Source organism: Sorangium sp. So ce367, from assembly GCF_051520455.1.
GTDB classification, from domain to species: Bacteria; Myxococcota_A; Polyangia; order Polyangiales; family Polyangiaceae; genus Sorangium; species Sorangium cellulosum_B.
Genome location: NZ_CP150334.1, coordinates 1786832 through 1806217 on the forward strand (window position 1 = coordinate 1786832; position 19386 = coordinate 1806217).

General features: G+C 71.5%; 14 protein-coding genes. 8 read left to right on the forward strand and 6 right to left on the reverse strand.

From position 1 onward, the window contains the following. The first annotated feature begins 154 nt into the window (after nt 1–154). Complete coding sequence (locus tag WME97_RS06905; protein WP_437550444.1) at nt 155–1777, forward strand: L,D-transpeptidase; 1623 nt, start codon at nt 155–157, stop codon at nt 1775–1777. A 25-nt stretch (nt 1778–1802) separates the two neighbouring features. On the opposite strand, the gene fusA is transcribed toward WME97_RS06905, so the two are convergent. Continuing rightward, nucleotides 1803–3914 carry an elongation factor G gene (gene fusA, locus WME97_RS06910; RefSeq protein WP_437550446.1) on the reverse strand — a complete coding sequence of 704 codons (2112 nt, stop codon included), beginning with the start codon at nt 3912–3914 and terminating at the stop codon, nt 1803–1805. A 231-nt stretch (nt 3915–4145) separates the two neighbouring features. Between fusA and WME97_RS06915 the strand changes: the two genes are divergently transcribed. From WME97_RS06915 to WME97_RS06925, 3 genes are all read left to right on the forward strand, one after another. Beyond that, a complete protein-coding gene (locus WME97_RS06915; protein WP_437550448.1) occupies nt 4146–4466 on the forward strand; it encodes a transcriptional regulator in 321 nt (106 codons plus the stop codon). A 282-nt stretch (nt 4467–4748) separates the two neighbouring features. After that, nucleotides 4749–6761: a serine/threonine-protein kinase gene (locus WME97_RS06920; protein WP_437550450.1), complete on the forward strand. Its 2013-nt coding sequence runs from the start codon at nt 4749–4751 to the stop codon at nt 6759–6761. Nucleotides 6762–6813: 52 nt separating this feature from the next. Continuing rightward, the gene (locus WME97_RS06925; RefSeq protein ID WP_437550452.1) at nt 6814–8082 is read left to right on the forward strand and encodes a glycoside hydrolase family 113; all 1269 of its coding nucleotides are present in this window, start codon (nt 6814–6816) and stop codon (nt 8080–8082) included. A gap of 40 nt (nt 8083–8122) precedes the next feature. Here WME97_RS06925 and WME97_RS06930 read toward each other — a convergent pair whose 3' ends face one another. The 4 genes from WME97_RS06930 to WME97_RS06945 form a co-directional block, all read right to left on the reverse strand. Then, nucleotides 8123–9514 carry an ATP-binding protein gene (locus tag WME97_RS06930; RefSeq protein WP_437550454.1) on the reverse strand — a complete coding sequence of 464 codons (1392 nt, stop codon included), beginning with the start codon at nt 9512–9514 and terminating at the stop codon, nt 8123–8125. A 175-nt stretch (nt 9515–9689) separates the two neighbouring features. Then, nucleotides 9690–10406 carry a hypothetical protein gene (locus WME97_RS06935; protein WP_437550456.1) on the reverse strand — a complete coding sequence of 239 codons (717 nt, stop codon included), beginning with the start codon at nt 10404–10406 and terminating at the stop codon, nt 9690–9692. Between the two features lie 28 nt (nt 10407–10434). Further along, nucleotides 10435–11517, reverse strand: coding sequence for a nucleotidyltransferase domain-containing protein (locus WME97_RS06940; RefSeq protein ID WP_437550458.1), 1083 nt, complete (start codon nt 11515–11517; stop codon nt 10435–10437). A gap of 78 nt (nt 11518–11595) precedes the next feature. Beyond that, nucleotides 11596–12492, reverse strand: coding sequence for a hypothetical protein (locus tag WME97_RS06945; RefSeq protein WP_437550460.1), 897 nt, complete (start codon nt 12490–12492; stop codon nt 11596–11598). Nucleotides 12493–12752: 260 nt separating this feature from the next. Here WME97_RS06945 and WME97_RS06950 point away from each other — a divergent pair, with 260 nt between their 5' ends. Both WME97_RS06950 and WME97_RS06955 read left to right on the forward strand, forming a co-directional pair. Continuing rightward, nucleotides 12753–13832 (forward strand): glycosyltransferase family 4 protein, encoded by a 1080-nt coding sequence (locus tag WME97_RS06950; protein ID WP_437550462.1) that lies wholly within the window; start codon nt 12753–12755, stop codon nt 13830–13832. Between the two features lie 14 nt (nt 13833–13846). Then, on the forward strand, nt 13847–15040 hold the full coding sequence (locus WME97_RS06955; protein ID WP_437550464.1) for a glycosyltransferase family 4 protein: 1194 nt from the start codon (nt 13847–13849) through the stop codon (nt 15038–15040). Between the two features lie 123 nt (nt 15041–15163). Here WME97_RS06955 and WME97_RS06960 read toward each other — a convergent pair whose 3' ends face one another. Beyond that, nucleotides 15164–16297, reverse strand: coding sequence for a hypothetical protein (locus tag WME97_RS06960; RefSeq protein WP_437550466.1), 1134 nt, complete (start codon nt 16295–16297; stop codon nt 15164–15166). 618 nt (nt 16298–16915) lie between these two features. Between WME97_RS06960 and WME97_RS06965 the strand changes: the two genes are divergently transcribed. After that, nucleotides 16916–17167 carry a hypothetical protein gene (locus WME97_RS06965; RefSeq protein WP_437550468.1) on the forward strand — a complete coding sequence of 84 codons (252 nt, stop codon included), beginning with the start codon at nt 16916–16918 and terminating at the stop codon, nt 17165–17167. Nucleotides 17168–17249: 82 nt separating this feature from the next. Beyond that, entirely contained in the window at nt 17250–19379 is a 2130-nt protein-coding gene (glgX, locus tag WME97_RS06970) for a glycogen debranching protein GlgX (protein WP_437550470.1), read from the forward strand. Nucleotides 19380–19386: the final 7 nt, after the last annotated feature.

The following is a 19386-nucleotide window of genomic DNA, read 5'->3' on the forward strand; positions in this document are numbered from 1 at the left end:
TTGCGTGCCGCCGCCGCCCCGCCCACGCTGTCACCCGTCGCTCGCCGAGGGCCCGCGCCGGCCGTGGCGCCCGCCGCCGTCCGTCCGCCCGCGAGGGCGGCGTGGCGATGGCCAAAATTTGGCCACCGGCCCGTCTGTCCGGCATTCCCGGGGCATGGATGCCCGTCAGCGAAGCTCCGCGATCCCGGCCCCCGCGCGCGGACCCCTCCCGCTCGCCCTGGCCGTCGCCGCCCTCGCCCTGCCGGCCTGCACCGGCGGGGAGAACGCCACGCCCGAGGGCATCATCAGCCTCTCCGCGGGCGCGGCCCAGAAGGCCGCCGAGAACGACCCCGCCACCCTGCCGCGCCCGGACGGGCCCCGCATCGGCGCCGTGCAGATGGTCGCGCCCATCTACGAGAAGGCGGACCGGCGCTCGGCCAAGCTCGGCTACCTCCGCGCGGGCGGGACGGCGCCCCGCGGGGAGAAGCCCGCCGCGTTCGACGACTGCCAGGGCGGCTACTACCGCGTGCTGCCCGCCGGGTTCATGTGCGCGGACAGCGACGCCACGATCGACACGCAGCACCCGATCCTCCGGGCGCTCACGCGGCGGCCCGACCTGTCCAAGCCGATGCCGTACCCGTACGCCTTCGTCCGGGCCATCGCGCCGAATTACTACCGGATGCCGTCCACGAAGGAGCAACTCCAGTACGAGATGAGCCTGGAGCGGCACCTCCGCAGCTACAAGAAGCTCAAGAAGAAGTGGGACGAGGTCAAGGTCGGCGCCAACGACGTGCCGCTCGACCCCGCGGGCAACGCCGTCGCCGACCCGCCCGCGGAGCCGCCCGAGCTCGGCGACAGCGAGCTCTTCGGCGGCAACGGCAGCGACGAGATCCCCTGGTTCTTCAAGGGCGGCCGGCAGCTCCCGAACATCTCGTCGTTCAAGGTCCCGGGCTACGCGATCATCACCAACCGGATCGCGCGCAAGGCAGGGCTCGCCCTCATCGACACCTTCATGGGCGACGGCGGGCGGCGCTTCGCCCTGACGACCGACGCGCGGCTCGTGCCCACCTCGAAGCTCAAGCCCGCCCGCGGCTCCACGTTCCACGGCGTCGACATGACCAAGGGGTGGGAGCTGCCGCTCGCGTTCGTGCACCGGCAGGACGCGAAGCGCTACGACATCTCCGGCGGCGAGATGGAGAAGGCGGGCGAGCTGCCCTGGCACACGGCCGTGCAGCTCACGGGGCGCTCGAAGAAGGTCGGCGGCGCCCGCCTCGTCGAGGCGAAGGACGGGACGTGGGTGCGCGACTCCGACGTCGCCATCGCGGTGAAGCCCTCGGAGCTGCCGTCGTTCGCGCAGGGGAACGTGAAGTGGATCGACATCTCGATCCTGAGCCAGACGCTCATCCTCTACGAGGGCAGGAAGCCCGTCTACGCCACCGCGGCGGCGACGGGCCGCGACGGGCTCGGCGACCCCAAGAAGACCTTCTCGACCGTGCGCGGGACGTTCCGGATCCGCGACAAGCACGTCACGACGACCATGGACGCGCACGAGGTCGACAACAAGTTCGAGCTCCGCGACGTGCCGTGGGTGCAGTACTTCGAGGCCGGCTACGCGATCCACGCGGCGCCGTGGCACGACGACTACGGCAAGCCGCGCAGCCACGGGTGCATCAACCTGTCGCCGATCGACGCGCGCCGGGTGTTCCTCTGGACCGATCCCCCGGTGCCCGAGGGATGGCACGGGGTCAGCGCGGGGAAGGCCACGGGCGAGGGGACCATCGTCCACATCCATCCCTAGAGCGGGGCTCAGGAAGCGGCGGGGATCAGTCCTCGTCGGCCTCGGCCTTGAAGCCGCTCTCCTTGATCACCTTGTCCTGCACCATCGGCGGGCAGACCTCCAGGTGCTCGACGTTCATCGTGAACGTGCCTTTGCCCTGGGTCATGCTCTTCAGCTTCGACTCGTACTCGAGCACCTCGGCGAGCGGGACGAACGCGTTCACGATCGTCTGGCTCTCGACCGAGTCCGTGCCGATGATCCTCCCGCGGCGGCTGTTGATGTCGCCGATGATGTCGCCCATCGCGACGCTCGGCACCGTCACCGAGAGCCGCACGATGGGCTCGAGCAGCACCGGCGCGCACTGCGCGGCGGCGGCCTTGAAGGCCTTGCTGCCCGCCATCTGGAACGCCGCGTCCGAGGAGTCGACGTCGTGGTACTTGCCGTCGAAGAGCCGGACCTTGACGTCGATCATCGGGTAGCCCGCCAGGACGCCCTTCGACATCGACTTGACGATGCCCTTCTCGACCGAGGGGATGAACTGCCGCGGCACGGCGCCGCCCACGACCGCGTCCTCGAAGACGAAGCCGCCGCCGCGCGGCAAAGGCTCCATGTCGATGTAGCAGACGCCGAACTGGCCATGTCCGCCCGTCTGCTTCTTGTGCTTGCCCTCGATGTTCGTGGCCTTCTTCGAGATCGTCTCCTTGTAGGCGATGTGCGGCGGGCCGAGCCGACAGTCGACCCCGACGCGCCGGCGGATGCGCTCCACCGTGATCTCGAGGTGCAGGGCGCCGAGGCCCGAGACGACGAGCTCGCGGGTCGACGCGTCCTGGTGCACGCTGAGCCCCGGGTCCTCCTCGGTCAGCCGGTAGAGCGCGTTGCCGACCTTGTCCTCGCCGCCCTTGGCGTCGAACCGCACGCCGCGCGAGAAGAGGGCCGGCGGCAGCTCCGGCGCGGAGAGCAAGAACGGGTGCTTCTCGTCCGAGAGCGTGTGCCCGCTCAGCGTCGCCTTCAGCTTGTGCAGCGCCACGATGTCCCCGGCGCGCGCCTCGTCCACCTGCTTGTGGTCCTTGCCCACCACGCTGTGGATCTTCCCGAGCCGCTCCGAGCCGCCCGTGCTCGCGTTGAGCATCGTGGCGTCGGGCCGGAGCACGCCGGAGAGCACGCGCACGAACGAGGTGCGGCCGGCGTGCGGATCGATCGAGGTCTTGAAGACGAACGCCGCGGCCGGGGCCTCCGCCGCCGACGGCCGCTCCGCGGCCTGCGGCGCGGCGCCGGGCTTGCCGGTCGGGACGACGCCGCTCCAGGCCGGGTGCTCGGCCGGCGGCGGCACGAGCTCGACGATGCCGTCGAGCAGCGCGGCGACGCCGCTCGGGCGGACCCCGGAGGCGAAGTAGACAGGGATCAGCGCCCCCCGGCGGACCGCGGCGCGGAGCCCTTGGTCGAGCTCCTCCTGCGTGAGATCACCCTCGGTCAGGTACCGCTCGGTGAGCTCGTCGTCGCTGCCGGCGACGTCGTCGACGAGCTTCCCCCGGGCCTTCTCGACGGCGCCCGCGGCGTCGGCCGGCACGGGAGAGCCCGCGGCCGTGGCGGGCGCCTCGGGCTTGTCGAGCCAGGCCTTCTTCGTCCGGATGGCGACGACCCCCCGGTGCTGGAGCCCCTCGCCGACGCGCTCCTCCATCACCGCGAGCGGCGCCTTGAGGCGCGCGCGCACCTCGGCGAGCACCTCGTCGGGCCGGGCGTTCTCGGCGTCGACCTTCGTGACGACGATCATGCACGGTAGCTTTGCGTCCCTCACCCAGCCGAAGACGCGCTCGGTGATCGGCTGCACGCCGTCCTTGCCGCTCACGACGAGGACGGCCGCGTCGACCGCCGCGAGGGCGAGCCGCGTCTCGGCGAGGAAGCTCCCCTCGCCCGGCGTGTCGACGAGGTTGACCTTCTTCCCCGCCCAGGAGAGGTGCGCGACGCTCGCCTCGAACGAGCAAACGTGCTCTTTTTCCTCGGCGGTCTCGTCGAGGACACTCGACTTGTCGTCCACCTTGCCGAGCTTGGCCGTCGCCTTGGCGACGTACAGCATGGCCTCGGCAAGCGATGTCTTCCCAGCCCCCTTGTGTCCGATGATTGCAACGTTCCTGATGTCCCCTGCCTCAGTCGTTGTCATCCCTCGTTCGTACCAATCCCCGTCGAGATCGAGAAGGCCGGCACGCGATTTTTGCGGCGCTTTCCTCGAGGCACGAGGTCAGCGAAGCCGGGCAGCGAGTCGCTCACCCGAGCTCTGCCGCGACGCGCTGCGGCGTGCTCTGGCGATCTGCGCTTGTCCGGCGCTGCCTGAATGGAGCGCTCGCCCGGGAGCTCGGCGCACGAAATGAGCACTCTCCGCCTCGCGCTCCAGATGGTCCTCGGTATAGCGCTACCGTTCGCGCTGCAGCGCTGGGACCGACGGCGGCTCACGCCCGAGCAGCGCGCCGCTTGCTGGAACGGAGCGACCTGGGGCGCGGCCCTCTATGCGTTCGGCCCGCTGTCCATGCTCGGGTGGTGCTGGGTCACGCGCGGCGTCCAGCACGGGCGGCCGGGGGCGCGTGGAACACACGGAACAGCGCGCTTCCGCGCGCTGAAGGCGCTCGGGCTCGGCGCGGCGTCCGCCGCAGCGCTCGTCCTGATCCTGAGCGGCGTCGATTACCTGGTCGCGCTCGCATTGGGGCTCCCGCCGTGAGCCGCGTGGCTGGCACGTGGCACGCATGGAAGCGATGTCCATGGCTCGATGGCGCATGACAGTAGCCGCGGATGCCGCTGATGGAGATGGCTGCAGGCCGGCCGGCCGGCCAGCTGGCCGGCCAGTCAGCCGCGCCCAAATGCGTGAAGAACGGACATTTTCGTGCCCGCGTGTCACTAGACGACACGTCATGGACGCGATAGCAGCACTCTGAATCTGTTATTCATGGGACAGGCTTTGACTCTGTCCGCGGAGCTCGCGGACACACACCGAGGCAGTGCGTTGACGTCGCTGAAGCCCAGAGAAGAGGATCGCGCGGCCGCACGGGAGCGGACCGACGCGTGGACCGACGCTGGACGTGCGCCGCGGGCGGCCGAGGGCGGCCCGGGGTGGCAAGAGATCGTCGCCGGCAGGTACGCGGTGGAGACCCGGATCGGCGCCGGCGGCGTGGGCGTCGTCCAGCTCGCCACCGATCGCCTGTCGGGCCAGCGCGTCGCGCTCAAGCGCGTCGATCCGAGGCTCGTCGAGAACAGGCACGCCGTCGATCGGCTGCTCCGGGGCGCCCGCGCCGCGCGCGCGCTCAAGGGCAGGTACGTCGCGCGGATCCTCGACGTCGGGGTCGAAGGTGGCGCGCCGTTCGTGGTCAGCGAGTACCTGGAGGGCTCCGACGTCACGAGCTACCTGCGGCGCCGCGGGCCGATCCGGGTCAGGGAGGCAGTGAAGTACCTCCTGCAGATCTGCGAGGCGGTCGCCGAGGCGCACGGCATCGGGATCCTCCACCGGGACATCAAGCCCGAGAACCTCTTTCTCAGCTTCGGCGACGGCGCCCCGAGCGTGAAGGTCCTCGACTTCGGGGTGTCGGCCGTCGCCTGCGGCGTCGAGAGCGAGGGGCCGAACGCCGCCTCGGGCGCCATGCGGACGTCGCTGCTCTTCATGGCGCCGGAGCAGATGCGGTCGGCGGGCGGCATCGACGAGCGCGCCGACATCTGGTCGATCGGCGCGGTCGCCTACGCGCTGCTCTGCGGGGCGAGCCCGTTCGATGCGCCGACCGAGCTCGAGATCTGCACCAAGGTCCTGACCGAGCCGCCCGCGCCCTTTCCGGCGGGCGTCGAGCCCCCGGAGCTGCGGGCCCTCCTGCTGCGCTGCCTCGCCAAGGACCCGGAGGCGCGCCCCTCGGACGTCGCGAAGCTCGCGTTCGCGCTCGCGCGCTTCGGGGGCGAGGGCGCGGAGGACGCGGCCGAGCGCGTGTGGGAGGCGCTCCGGGCGGACGAGACCGTCCGCATGGCGACGCCTGCTCCGGTCGCCGCGGACGAGTGGGAGGCCGACACGCTGGCGGACCTGCCGAGGATGTCGCCCGACGATCTCATGAGCGACCTCGAGACGACGGCCAAGTGGGAATCTCCCGCAGGCCGTCTGTCCGACGTCACGCTGGTGTCGCACGCGGGGGCGGCGTGGGACGGCGGCGATCAGCTCCGGGCGAGCCGGACTCCGCCCCCGCCGGTCCTGACGCTGAGCCCGCCGGAGCGCCGCTCCGATCTTCAGGCGGGCGGGCCAGGGAAGCCGCCGACCGCCGAGGACACGCCCGTTCCGCTCGGCCGCAAGGTCGTGCACCGCGTCAGCGACGGCGCGGCGCCTCGCGTCACGCCGGTGCTCGCGGCGCGTGCGCTGGCCGAGTCCGATGCGGAGCGGCTCACGGTGGTGCGCCGGGGGCCGTCGCCGTGGCCCCGGCGGCTCGCGATCGCGTTCGCGCTGTTCGGGATGCTCGCGGGGATCGGGGGCGTGTGGCTCGTGCAGATGCGCACGCTCGACGGCGGCGGGAGCGCGCTGCCTGCGGCGAAGGGGCTGGCGAAGCGCGCGGTCCAGGAGGCGCGCTCGTCGGTGGTGGAGAGGCGATCGAGCGCGGCCGCACCTGCCGCGCCGGAGCCCTCGCCCGAGCCCCCGGCGGCCGAGCCCCCGGCGGCCGAGCTGGTTCCCGCGAGCGCCGTGGGCCCGGACAGCGAGGCGCCGCGGGTGGCGCAAGCGCGAGGGGCCCGTCTCGACGCGCGGCGCCCCGAGGTCATCTACGACGAGGTCGAGCGCGAGCGGCGGCGGCGGCGCGAGAAGCTCGAGCGCGAGCGGGCGTGGCGTGAGGCGACCACCCGCGCCCGGCAAGAGCGCGACGCGTCCCGGCGCGAGCCGCCGCGGCCCGAGGAGGGCGCGGTCGGGCCGGCGCAGCCCGCCGAGGGCGCGCGCGCGCCGCAGCAACCCGCGGAGGGCGACGGCGCGCAGCGACCTCAGGCGAGCGACGGCGGGTGACGTCCGCGGCCCGGCGGTCCGCCTGCCTGGTATAAGGCGGCCCGTGTCAGGGATGAGTCGAGCAGGTTACGCGCTCGCCCGCGCGGCGGGCGCCGCGCTTGCCGTGTCGGCGGCGGCGGTCGGCGCTCCTCTGCGCCCTGCGAGCGCCGCGCCGCAGGCCGCGCAGCAGGCGCCGCGGATCGCGCCGGAGCACCTGCCGTACGGCGCGGCGGGGTGGGCCGTGTCGGGCTGGGGCGGCGTGCGCGGCGTGACGATCGGGCCGATCGAGAACCTGCGGCACCCGGGCCGCGGCTACGGCACCGCGGCGAGCGGGCGGGCGATGGATGAGGCGGTCGCCATGGGCGCGACGTGGGTCAGCCTGACCCCGTTCGGCCGCGTGTGGGACGGCAAGGGCACGGGCGTCGATCTCGTCTTCGAGGCGCCGTTCGAGGAGAACCGGCGCAACGTGCTCGCGGCGATCGCGCAGGCGCACGCGCGCGGGCTCAAGGTGCTGCTCGTCCCGCACCTCTGGGTCGAGAGCGGCGAGTGGCGGGCCCTGATCGACCCCGGGGACGACGCCGGCTGGGCGCGCTGGGCCGAGTCGTACCGCCGGTTCCTGCTCACGTGGGCCGCGGTCGCGCGCGAGGGAGGCGCGGAGATGCTCAGCGTGGGCGTCGAGCTGCGGAGCTGGGTGACGACGCCGCGGGCGGCGAGCTTCCTGCCGATCATCGAGGCGGTGCGCCGCGTGTACCCGGGGCTGCTCACCTACTCGGCGAACTGGGACGACGTCGAGCACACGCTGATCTTCGACGCGCTCGACCTCATCGGCATCAACGCGTTCTACCCGCTGGCGGAGCGCGAGGGCGCGTCGTTCGAGGAGCTCCTGCGCGGCGGGCGCAAGGTGGCGGCCGGGGTGGACGCCGTGGCGCGCGCGTGGGGCAAGCCGATCCTGCTGACGGAGATCGGCTACACCACGCGGCGCGATCCCGCCGTGCGCCCGTGGGAGTGGCCCGACCGCATGAAGGGCGTGGTGGTCGACCAGCGCTCGCAAGCCGAGGCCTACGCCGCGGTGATCGCGCCGTTCCTCGACGCGCGCACGTGCGCCGGCTTCTTCGTCTGGCGGCTCTACGCCGATCCGGACGACGTCTCGCAGGAGGCCGAGTGGGGCTTCTCGCCGAGGGGCAAGCTCGCGGAGCTCGTGCTGCGCGACGCCTTCGCCGCCCGCTGGGCCGCCGACGGCCCCCGGCTGCCCGGCGACGCGCTCGGCAGACACCGCGCCCGCACCCCGGGGCTCTTCGGCTGGGAGCTCGATCCCGACGAGCCCGGGGGCCTGTTCCCGTAGCCGGACAAGCGGACGAGCCGCTCCTTGCGGGACGATGCGCTCATGACGGCAGGCGGAGGGTGAAGGTCGAGCCCCTGCCTGCGGTGCTCGTCACCTCGATGCGCCCGCCGTGCGCCTCGGCGATGCGGAGCGCGGCCCACAGGCCGAGGCCGACGCCCGGGGCCACGCCGCTCGACGACGGGGCGCGGAAGTAGCGCTCGAACAGCCGTCGCTGATCGTCGGCCGCGATCCCCACCCCGCGGTCCGAGACAGCGATGGAGACCTCGGCGCCTACCCGCGCGACGGTCACCTGCACGGCGCCGCCCGCAGGTGAGTACTTGATGGCGTTCGCGACCAGGTTGTTGAGCACCTGCTCGATCCGGATCGGGTCGCAGCACAGCGGGACGGGCTCGTCGGGGAGCGACAGCCCGAGCTCGTGCGCGGTCGCGGTCGGGCGATAGAGCTCCACGACGTCGCGGGCGAGCTCGCGCGCGTCCCGGGTCTCGCGGCGCAGCTCGAGCTCGCCGCCCTCGATCCGCGCGATGTCCATGAGGTCCGTGAGCATCCGATCGCAGCGCGCGGCCTCCTTCCCGATGCGGGTGAGCATCGACCGGAGCCGCTCCTCGTGGGGGAGGGGCCGATCCGGCCGGAGGCCGTCGACGGTGAGCTTCAGCGCGGCGAGCGGGTTGCGCAGGTCGTGCGCGACGCTCGCGAGGATCCCGAGCTGCCTCTTGCGCTGCTCGGCCAGCGCGGCGGCCATCTCGTTGAACGCGACGGCGATCTCGCGCAGCTCGTCGAGCCCGCCCTGGGGCGCGCGGGCGTCGTGCGAGCCGGCCCCGTAGCGGTCGATCGCGGCGCGGATCGAGAGGAGCGGGCGATAGACGCACCTGCGCAGCTGCCAGAGCGCGAGCAGGACGCCGGCGAGCAGCATCCCGGCGGCCCCGAGGCTCACGATCTCCGAGAGCCTGTGCACCTCGTCGACGCGCTGCCGGGCGATCCGCGCCTCGGCGAGCCGGGTGGCGAGCAGCCGCTCGAGCGCGGCGAACGTACGGTCGACCTCATCGTGGGACGCCCCGGCCTGCCGGTGCTCCTGCGTGTGCGTGGCGAGGTAGCGCTCGATCTCCCGCTCGGCCTCCTCGAAGACGCTGGCGCTCTCCGCGGTGACCGGTTGCTCGCGGGCGTCCTCGAGCCACCTGGAGAGCTCGCGCCTGGCCGCGTCGCGCGCGCCGACGTGCTCGGGGAGATGGGCCAGCGCGACGCGGGCGCTCTCGCGCTCGTGGGAGAGAAGGTGGACCTCCAGCTGCGTGATGGACCGCACCTCCCGGACGATGTTGAAGAGGCACGTGACCTCGCGGGTCATGTACGTGGCGCTGAGCGTGAACCCGCTCGCCGTCAGCAGCGCGAGGGCGGCGAGCCATGCGGTGCTCGCTGCCGCGAGCGTCTTCAGCTTCATCGTCGTCCCCCGGTTCCGGCCCAGGTCGCGCCGGGAACGAGCGGAAGCGTAGCGCCGCGAGCGCGCGCGGCCCGTCCGCCGGGCAATCCGGAGCTCCCGGAGCCGCCGGGGAGGCGGACGAATGCGGCGCTTCAGGCGCGGCGCGGCTCCCGTCGAGGCTGCGCAGCGCGCAGCCTCAGGCGCGCGTGTTTTCCAGGCCGTTCGGGATCGACAGCGCCGTCCGCGCGATGGCCATCTGCCGCTCGATCTCCGCGGGCGACGCCGGGGCCTCCAGGATCAGCGCCGCGTCATCGGGCACCTGGGCCGCGATCCGCTGGAACGCGTGCGCCGCGCTCTGGCTCAGGCCGCCGTGGCGGCTCCCCGCGTTCACCTCGCTCACGTGGAGCTGCTTCAGCCGTGTCCTGTGCTCCCGCACGAGGAAATGGGCCTCGGTCATCGTGCGATCGACCTGGTGCGCATGGCCGATATCGAAACAGAACGACGCGTCCGGCAGCGCGTCGAAGAAGGGCCCGAGCTCCTCCACGGTGCGGCCTGTCCGCTTTCGCTTATCCATGTTCTCGATCGCGAGGAAGCCGCCGAGCTGCCGGAAGGCGCCGAGATCATGGAGGGTGTCGGGGTGGAGGACGATCAGCCATCCAAGCGCGGCCACCTCCGCCATGGCGTCGGCGACGGCGCGCTCCTCCGCCGCGTCGAAGCGGCTCGGAGCGTGGAACGAGACGTGGTCGTACCGCGACAGATCGAGCGAGCCGAGGAGCCGGAGCAGCGGCTTGAGCTCCGAGATCCGCAGCGCGGAGAGCTCCACGGCGGTCGCCGAGCTCCCCTCGAGCATCGAGAGCGCCCGCTCGACGTCGCTGAGGGCGAGCGCCCCTGTCGAGTAGCCCACGGGTCGCATCAGAACACCCCATAGGTCTGGAGGAGCATCAGAACACCCCATAGGTCTGGAGGAGCTTGCGGAGCTCGTCGTCTTCCTTGAAGAAGAGCCGGTCGAGCCCGCCCTGGAACTCACGCGCGATGTCCCGCACCCGCTTGAAGGTCGGGTCGCTGCCCAGCTGATCGTCCAGCGGCAGCTGCTTCAGTCGGCCGCGCTCCTCCTCGTTCGAGAGGAGCGCGAGGAACGCGTCGTAGCTGTCGAACAGCGTGCGCGCCGTCTCCGCCGAGATCGAGGGCCGGAGCAGCACCTCGGCCAGGCTCTCCAGGGGCGTCACCCGGATGCGCTCTCGCAGGAAGCGCACGAGCGCGGGCGTCGAGAGCCGCTCACCGTCGTCGGTCAACGTCGTCCGATCCTTGCAGAACAGCTCGAAGCCGAAGCAAGTGAGGAGCCCGCTCACGAAGATGAGCTTCCGCGACATCCTGAGCTTCGCGTTGCGGAGCGCCCAGCCCGAGCTGCGCTCCCGCTGCTTGTAGACGAAATCGACGGCGACCGTGCGCCAGTACCGGACGATGTCGTTGAGGAGGAACATCGGGAGGATCTCGCGCTTGCTGCCGTAGCGCAGCCCGCGGTCGTCCTCGACGTACCGCGAGAGCACGAGCCTGAGCACCCGCTCGTGGGCGTCCGGCTGGCCGATCGCGAGCGACTCCAGGAGCAGCAGGATGCGCTGGGTCGTGTTCTTGTTCGTGTCCTCCTGCCCGCCGATCTGGTGGAGGATCGGGTGGCTGAAGGCCACGTTGCCGAACACGCCCGTCGGGCCCGGCTCATGGAACTTCGCTTCCTTCAGGATCCTCGTGATGGCCTGGACCTGGCTGAAATGCCCCTCGTCGGCCTGACCGTCGATGAGCAGCGTCCAGTCGAGATCGCTGCCGGTCGTGTACTCGCCCCGCGCCAGCGAGCCGAAGACCACGACGCTCGTATCGCAGGGGATCTGCTCGCGGAGCAGCGCCGCGAGCCGCGCCCGGGTCTCCGTCGAGAGCCGCGCGGCCGCCTCGATGCTCGGCCACGATCGCCCCGCCTTCTCGCCGATCCGCTCGATGGCGCTCCGCGGCGCCGCGCCTTCATCTCTCGTCATCGATACACCCTCGATCGCGGGAGCCGTTCATCGAGCCCACCGCAGCGGATGGCAGCGCGCCGCGTCGCGCCGCTCGCCTCACGCCCCGCCGTCGCCGGAGAGCGCGAGCCCGAACCACCGGTTCACGAGGTCATGGTGCTCGTCGAGGCGATCGCGGTAGCGGGGGGTGCCCTCGAGCGCGGCTCGCTCGAAATCGATCCAGTACAGGGCGCCCGTCTTCTCGCCGATGAGCACGTTGCCGAGCTTGACGTCGAGCGGCGCGACGCCGCGCGCGTTCATCGCCCGGACGATCTCCTCGATCCGGCCGCGGTAGGCGGCGCCGCCGCCGCTCGCGAACGCCTCGATCTCCCGCCGGTCGCGGTCTGGATCGAACAGCTGCCCGAGCGGCGCGAGGTCGATGTCGAGCACCTTCTCCCCGCGCTCGGCGACCTGATGTTGCAGCGTCCGTCCGCGCACGTAGTCGAGGTAAAGGGTGCGCGTGGCGAGGCTGAGATCGCGAATCCTCGGGACGCTGGGGAGGTCGCGCAGGCGGAAGAGCGCGGCTGCTTCGTTGTAGAAGAAGAGACCGAGCAGGGCGAAGAGGTGCGCCTGGAGCGGCGCGTTCTGCGGCTGTCCGACGAAGCGCTTGCGGACGCAGACGTAGCCGCCGCGCAGCACGATGTGCAGCCGGTAACGCAGGCGCGGCATCTTCTGGCTCCGCCGGTTGAAGAAGGCGACGTCGGCCGGGTGGACCGCGAAGGCGAAGCCGTCCTGATCGAGCTCCGCGAGCACCCTGTCCCCCGGGCCAAGCTCGGCGACGGATGGGATGTCGCTCGGGGTCACGGCGTCGGGCACGGGGAGCGGGTTCTCTGCGAGCCGGCGCGCGAGGAGCGCTTTGACCGTCTCGAGCCGCACGGCGAGCAGCCTCGTCGCGGCGTCCATGCCGGGCACGCGGCGCATGCCTTCGTCAAGGGCGCGCCGAAGCTCAGGGTTCATGCCCGTCTAGTAGCCGCTTCCGTTCGGCAAATCAAAAGGTGAGGTGACGGCGAGGCGAGGTGGTACGCTGATCCAGCGACCTTGGGCGCGTGCGTCGACGCGCGTCGGCGAGCGGCGACGCGCGCCAACGCGCGTGGACGAACGTGGACGCGCGCCAGACGCCACGGCCGCCTGCGTTTCGGGTGGGCGTTTGGCAGCGCGGGTGATGCTGGGTGCGGTTTGCGCTTCAACAGGGGACCCGATTCGGGTAGCAAGCCTTCATGGGGAATTCGTCGCTGCGGATCGTCCATGTCGTGAGCAGCCTCAACGGCGGTGGTATGGAGCATTTCGTGCTGCGCCTCGCCGAGGCGCAGCGGCGCCACGGCCACGACGCCTCCATCGTCGCGCTGCGCGGCGGGCCGCTCGCGGAGCTGGCGCGGCAGCGGGCGCTGCCGACCACGGTGCTGGGCGGGCGCCTCCCCACGCGGCTCGCGCACGCGGCCCTCTCCTTCGCGCGCTCCCGCCCGCACGTCGTCCACGCGCACAACCCCACTGCGCTCCATTACGCCACGATCGGAAAGCTCCTTACGCGCGCGCGGCTCGTCTTCACCGATCATGCCCAGACGCGCGGGATCATCCGCGTTCCGTCGCGCTTCGAGTGGCGTGAAACGGACGCTGTCGTCGGCTGCTCGCAGGACACGGCCGACAAGAGCGGCGCGGTCGGCGTGGCCAGCAGCATCTCTGTCATCCACAACGGGATCGACATCACCCCGGCCAAGCGGACGCGCGACGAGGTGCGCGCCGAGCTCGGCTTCGGCCCGGACGTGTTCCTCGGCATCATGCCCGCCGCGTTCCACCCGGTGAAGGCGCACGACGTGCTGCTGCGGGCGCTCGCGCGGCTCCGGGAGCGGGGCGTCTCGGTCGCGGTGCTCGTCGTCGGCGACGGCGACGAGCGCGATCGCATCCATGGGCTCGCGAGGGAGCTCGGGGTCCACGGCGCCGAGGCGCGCTTCCTCGGCTTCCGCAAGGACGTGCCCGATCTGCTCGTCGCCGCCGATTTCTTCACGCTGCCCTCGCGCGACGAGGGGCTGCCGCTCGCCGTCCTCGAGGCCATGGCGCGCAGCCTGCCTGTCGTGGTGACGCCGGTCGGCGGGGTCCCGGAGGTGGTGCGGCACGAGGAGCACGGCCTGATCGTCCCGGTGGACGGGCACGACGCGCTCGCGGACGCGATCGAGCGGCTCGCGAGCGATCCGGCGCTGAGGCGGCGGCTCGGCGAGGCGGGGCACGCGCGGGTGCGCGACGACTTCTCGTTCGAGAAGATGACGCGCAAATACGAGCAACTCTATTTCCGCCTCACGTGACAGGCGAGCGCGCGATGAAGATACTCGTCTTCACCCATCATTACCCTTCCACGCGGCTGCCGACGATGGCGCCGTACAGCTATCACACGTACAGGGCGCTCGCGCGCCGCTGCGAGCTCCGACTCGTGGCCCCGATCCCCTGGTGGACGCGCGCGCGCGGGGCGTCGGGGGAGCTCTTCGGCGGCACGCGCGAGGCGCACACCGGCATCGACGCGCTGTTCCCCACGTACTGGTCGGTGCCGGGGCTGCCGAGCCTGCACGCGCGGGCGCTCCGGGCATCGCTCGGGCGCACAATGGCGGGGCTGCGGCGCGAGTTTCCGTACGACGCGATCCTGGCCGCCTGGGCTTATCCCGATACCGTCGCCGCGGAGGCGTTCGCGCGGGAGGCGGGGGTGCCGGTCGTCACGACGGTGCTCGGCAGCGACATCAACGAGCAGCCGAGGAACGCCGCGCTGCGGGCGCAGATCGCGCCGGCGCTCCAGCGCTGCGCCCGGGTGGTCGCGGTGAGCGGGGCGCTCGGGGAGCGCCTGGTGGAGCTCGGGGTGCCGCGGGAGCGCGTCGTGGTGCAGCTCAACGCGGTCGACGGCGCGCGGTTCGCGATCCGGGATCGGGCCGAGCCGCGGCGGCGCTTCGGCGTCCCGGCGGACGCGAAGGTGGTGCTGTACGCCGGTTATCACGTGCCCGAGAAGGGCGTGGACGTCCTCGTGGAGGCGATGGCGCACCTCGACCGGGCGGGCCGCCGCGACATTCACCTGATGATGGTGGGCGGTGGCGAGCTGCTCGAGCCGCTGCGCGCGAAGGTGAGCGCGCTCGGCCTGGGCGATCGCGTGCGGCTGTTCGGCTGGGCGCTGCCCGTGGAGATCCCGGACTACATGGCCGCGTGCGACGTGTTCTGCCTGCCGAGCCGCCGCGAGGGCTGCCCGAACGTCGTCCTGGAGGCGCTCGCCTCGGGCCGCCCCGTCGTCGGAACCCGGGTCGGCGGAGTGCCGGAGCTCGTCCGCGACGGGAACGGGGGCAATGGCCTCCTCGTCCCCCCAGGCGATCCCGGGGCGCTCGGGGCCGCGCTGGCGCGAGCGCTGGATACGGCGTGGGAGCCGGAGGCGCTGCGGGGCAGCGTGGGGGCGCTGTCATGGGACGTCGTGGGGGAGCGCTATCACGCGCTCCTGAAAGAGGTCCTCGGCGAGCACCGCAGTCGCGGGCCGGGCTGATTCAACGGGGGAATTGAACAGGGAGGCGGGGAGACGGGGAGTATTCGAAAATTTCCCTCCCCGTCTCCCCGTCTCCCTGTGAATTTCCCGAAGAACTTGAGGGGAGGCCTCAGGGATGAACGGTCAGCTCGCGCAGGGCGGCGGCTTCAGGCGGTGATCCCTGTAGTCACCGGGATTGCCTGTCTTCCCCTCGAGCGCGGCGATCGCGATATTGTACATCTCCCGGGCGGTCACGTAGTGGAGCACCCACTCCTTGCCATCGTTGTAACGGGTGGTGAGCTCCCGGTGCAGCTCGTGGCCCCCGGCGCCGAGCAGCGACGCCGCCTGGTCCTCGGGGGCGCCGTGCGTGTAGACCTTCACGAACACCCACTCGGGCCTCCCCTCGATATGGATGTTCTGATCCACCCACGTCTTCACCCGGTCCGGCGTCGGCGGATCGACCGCCTGGAGCGCGCCGTACTCCATCCGCATCCGCACCCGGCTTCCCCGGCGCGTCAGCGCGAGCGCGAGCGGGCCCTCGATCATCAGGATCCGGTCCTCCAGCACCTCGCCGACCTTGGCTCGCGCGCCCACGGCGTGGGCGCTCCGGCGCGCCAGGTTGCCCGTCGGCCAGTAGATCTGGTTCACGATGGAGTGCTGCGACTCGTCGGGGGCCGACGGGAACGTGTAGTCAGCATAGCAGCCCGTCTCGAAGAGGAGCGGGAGCTCCGCGTCGACTCCGCAGTTCCGCGAGTCCCGCCCGGAGTTCGCCAGACACCAGTTGCCGTGGATGAACCCGTAACGCATGCGCCCGTCCGGGTCGCGCGAGAAATGCCCGTGCTTCCCCAGGATGTCCAGGTACCTGAGGATGTCCGCGCGCAGGTTCTCCTCCGTGTCATTGTGGTGGTGCAGGTGCAGCTCCACCTCGCCGAAGCCGCGGCGCGTGAGGTCCGCCAGCGCGTCGAGCCACCCGGGCGTGTACTGCTCCCCCGGAAAGAAGAAGCTGTGACGCGGATGGTGGCCGTCCGCGTCGCGGTACGCGCCGGCCATCTCGGGATACCCCTTCGACCACGCCCTCACCCGCGCGTCGCCGACCTCCGGTGTGGCGTTCTCCCACCCTGGCTCCCAGTGATCGCAGACCGCGAAGAGCAGGTGCCGCGGGCCGAGTGGGCGCGGAGCACGGGCGTTCTCGATCCTCTGCCGGGCGTAGCCGCCGAGCCAGTTGTGAAGGTTCTTGTTCTTGAGATACTGGATCTTCGCCTGGAGTGTTCCGATCATGAGCTCTCTCGACCGCGACGCGTTGGACCGGCGGCCGCCGCGGCGGGACGGATACTAACCTGGCCCCCCCGGGCGTAGCCATAGCCGCCTCGGGGCCGCGCAGCGATCAAGATCTCCTCGCGGTCTCACGCGACGCCGCGCGGAGCGCCGCCCACCTGCCTCCCGGACGGCGCGCGTGACAAGGCGGGCGTCGTGATCGTGCTCGCTACGCTCGTCCCCCGCGAGGCGCGCGCGACGCCGTCCTCGCCCCGCAAGCAGCGAGCGCCCGCGGCCCGGCTCGCCCGCCCTCGGCAAGGGGGCGCAGAGGCCATGGAAGCTCGAGCACACCCCAGCAGAGCCCGAACGGCCGTCCCGAACAGCCACCGTGCAGCGAACCCTTACGGCATGCATCGTGTCTTCAATTTTTGCGCCTGGCTGTTCGGTGCGCCGCCTTGCTTTGCCGAGCGACGGTCGCCGTGAGGGGGACAAATCGCCCCACCTGTGGCGGTTTGTGCCGCCCAGTCTGTCGGCGGAGCACCTACCGTTGTGTCTGCGGTGAGCATCCCTACGGGAAGCGCGCTGGCACGACGCCTGCTCTGGGGGGTTCGAACCGTAGCCATCACCGACAAGGAGCCAGGCATGATGTCAACCGCGATGACGCCGAGCGAAGAGATGGTCTCCCTCCCGCGGAGGGCCTCCGTCGAGTCACCAGCTTCGATGGCCGAAGCGTGCGAGCTAGCCCGGCGGCTCGTGGACATGATCGAGCGCCTCAGGATGTGCACTCCGGAGGGCGATCAGGCCCAGGCGCTCCGCATCGCGGAGGGGATGGCACGGAGCGTCGCGGACGTCGTGACCGACGCCATGGGCAGCCGGCGCGCTCACGTCGCCTAGCCGCGCGAGCACGCCGGCCGGGGCGACGAGGCCCCGAAGGGGGCGCCGCGCCCCGGCCGTGGATCGGCAAATCGAGACCAGCATGAGCTACAAGCGCAAAGGAATGCGCCCCGGGGATCCGTACCCCCTCGGCGCGACATGGGACGGCGCTGGAACGCAGTTCGCCCTCTTCTCGGAGAACGCCGAGGCGGTGGACCTGTGCCTCGTCGACGACGAGGGGAACGAGCAACGCCTGCCGGTCCGTCACCGCACCTCCCTCGTCTGGCACGTCTACGTGCCGGAGGTCGGGCCGGGGCAGAAATACGCGTATCGCGTGCACGGCCCGTGGGCGCCGGAGCGGGGGTTGCGCTTCAACCCGCGGGTGCGCCTGCTCGATCCGTACGCGAAGGCGCTCGCCTCGCGGGTCCAGTGGGACGCGGGCGCGTTCGCCCACCGGAGCGGTGAGCCCGACGGCGACCTCGCCATGGCCGAGGGGGAGGCGCTCGGCGCCCCGCTCGGCGTCGTCATCGACCCGTCCTTCGACTGGGGTGGAGATCGGCGCCCGTACGTGCCGTTCCACCGCAGCGTCATCTACGAGGCGCACGTCCGCGGCATGACGATGCAGCACCCGGAGATCCCGGAGGATCTCCGCGGGACCTACCTTGGCATCGCCCACCCGGCCATGATCGGATACCTGCGGTATCTCGGCATCACGGCCATCGAGCTCCTGCCCGTGCACGCCTTCGTGCACGAGAAATTCCTGCTCGACAAGGGGCTCCGGAACTACTGGGGATACCACTCGATAGGCTTCTTCGCGCCGGACGTCGGGTACCGCGCCGGCGCCGAGGTGGCGTCGGAGGTGAGGCAGTTCAAGGAGATGGTGAAGGCGCTCCACGCCGCCGGCATCGAGGTCATCCTCGATGTCGTCTACAACCACACGGCGGAGGGCAACCACCTGGGCCCGACGCTGAGCCTGCGCGGCATCGACAACCCGACCTACTACCGCCTCGTCCCTGGCAACGAGCGCTATTATTTCGACTACACGGGCACGGGGAACACCCTCAACGTGCGTCACCCGCAGACGCTCCAGCTGATCATGGACTCCTTGCGGTACTGGGTCCTCGAGATGCACGTGGACGGGTTCCGCTTCGACCTCGCGGCGGCGCTGGCGCGCGGCCTCCACGACGTCGACCAGCTCTCGAGCTTCTTCACGATCATCCACCAGGACCCGGTGCTCAGCCAGGTGAAGCTCATCGCCGAGCCCTGGGACGTGGGCCCCGGCGGCTACCAGGTGGGCAATTTTCCGGTGCGCTGGGCCGAGTGGAACGGTCGTTATCGGGACACGCTGCGCGACTTCTGGCGCGGCTCGGGCGGCATCGCCTCCGATCTCGGGTTCCGGCTCACGGGGAGCAGCGATCTCTACGAGAACAGCGGGCGAAAGCCGTACACGAGCATCAACTTCGTCACCGCACACGACGGCTTCACCCTGGCGGATCTCGTCTCGTACAACGAAAAGCACAACGAGGCGAACGGGGAGGGGGGCTGCGACGGCGCCGACGACAACCGCTCGTGGAACTGCGGCGTCGAGGGGCCGACCGACGACCCCGAGATCCTGAAGCTGCGGGCACGGCAAACGCGGAACATCATGGCGTCGCTCCTGTTCTCGCAGGGGACTCCGATGCTCCTCCACGGGGACGAGCGGGGGCGCACGCAGGAGGGGAACAACAACGGGTACTGCCAGGACAGCCCGCTCACGTGGCAGCCGTGGGGCTGGGACGAGGCGTCGCGGGCGATGCTGGAGTTCACGCGCAAATGCCTCCGCATCCGGCACGAGCATCCGGCGCTCAGGCGCTCGATCTTCTTCAAGGGGCGCCCGATCCGCGGCGGCAAGACCTACGATATCCAGTGGTATCGCCCGGACGGAGAGCTCATGACCGACGAGGACTGGTCGAACCCGTTCACGCAGTGCCTCGGCGTGTTCCTGTCGGGGGAGGGGCTCGACGACGTGGACGAGGAGGGCGATCGGCTGATCGACGACGACTTCGTCCTGCTGCTCAACGCGTCGCCGTGCGACCTGAGCTTCCTCCTCCCCTTCTCCGATGATCCCAGGCCGTGGCAGCTCCTCGTGGACACCCAGGACGACGCCGCCGTCGAGACGCGGAGAGGCGGCGAAGAGACGGCGCTGGCGTCGCGCTCGCTCAAGCTCTTCCTCCGCGGTCGGCGCGGCGCCTGAGCGGGGC

What these genes read in the sequence shown, in the direction of transcription:
- WME97_RS06905 (WP_437550444.1), top strand. Translation starts at nt 155, where the DNA reads ATGGATGCCCGTCAGCGAAGCTCCGCGATCCCGGCCCCCGCGCGCGGA.
- fusA (WP_437550446.1), bottom strand. Translation starts at nt 3,914, where the DNA reads ATGACAACGACTGAGGCAGGGGACATCAGGAACGTTGCAATCATCGGA.
- WME97_RS06915 (WP_437550448.1), top strand. Translation starts at nt 4,146, where the DNA reads ATGGTCCTCGGTATAGCGCTACCGTTCGCGCTGCAGCGCTGGGACCGA.
- WME97_RS06925 (WP_437550452.1), top strand. Translation starts at nt 6,814, where the DNA reads ATGAGTCGAGCAGGTTACGCGCTCGCCCGCGCGGCGGGCGCCGCGCTT.
- WME97_RS06930 (WP_437550454.1), bottom strand. Translation starts at nt 9,514, where the DNA reads ATGAAGCTGAAGACGCTCGCGGCAGCGAGCACCGCATGGCTCGCCGCC.
- WME97_RS06935 (WP_437550456.1), bottom strand. Translation starts at nt 10,406, where the DNA reads ATGCGACCCGTGGGCTACTCGACAGGGGCGCTCGCCCTCAGCGACGTC.
- WME97_RS06940 (WP_437550458.1), bottom strand. Translation starts at nt 11,517, where the DNA reads ATGACGAGAGATGAAGGCGCGGCGCCGCGGAGCGCCATCGAGCGGATC.
- WME97_RS06945 (WP_437550460.1), bottom strand. Translation starts at nt 12,492, where the DNA reads ATGAACCCTGAGCTTCGGCGCGCCCTTGACGAAGGCATGCGCCGCGTG.
- WME97_RS06950 (WP_437550462.1), top strand. Translation starts at nt 12,753, where the DNA reads ATGGGGAATTCGTCGCTGCGGATCGTCCATGTCGTGAGCAGCCTCAAC.
- WME97_RS06955 (WP_437550464.1), top strand. Translation starts at nt 13,847, where the DNA reads ATGAAGATACTCGTCTTCACCCATCATTACCCTTCCACGCGGCTGCCG.
- WME97_RS06960 (WP_437550466.1), bottom strand. Translation starts at nt 16,297, where the DNA reads ATGATCGGAACACTCCAGGCGAAGATCCAGTATCTCAAGAACAAGAAC.
- WME97_RS06965 (WP_437550468.1), top strand. Translation starts at nt 16,916, where the DNA reads ATGATGTCAACCGCGATGACGCCGAGCGAAGAGATGGTCTCCCTCCCG.
- glgX (WP_437550470.1), top strand. Translation starts at nt 17,250, where the DNA reads ATGAGCTACAAGCGCAAAGGAATGCGCCCCGGGGATCCGTACCCCCTC.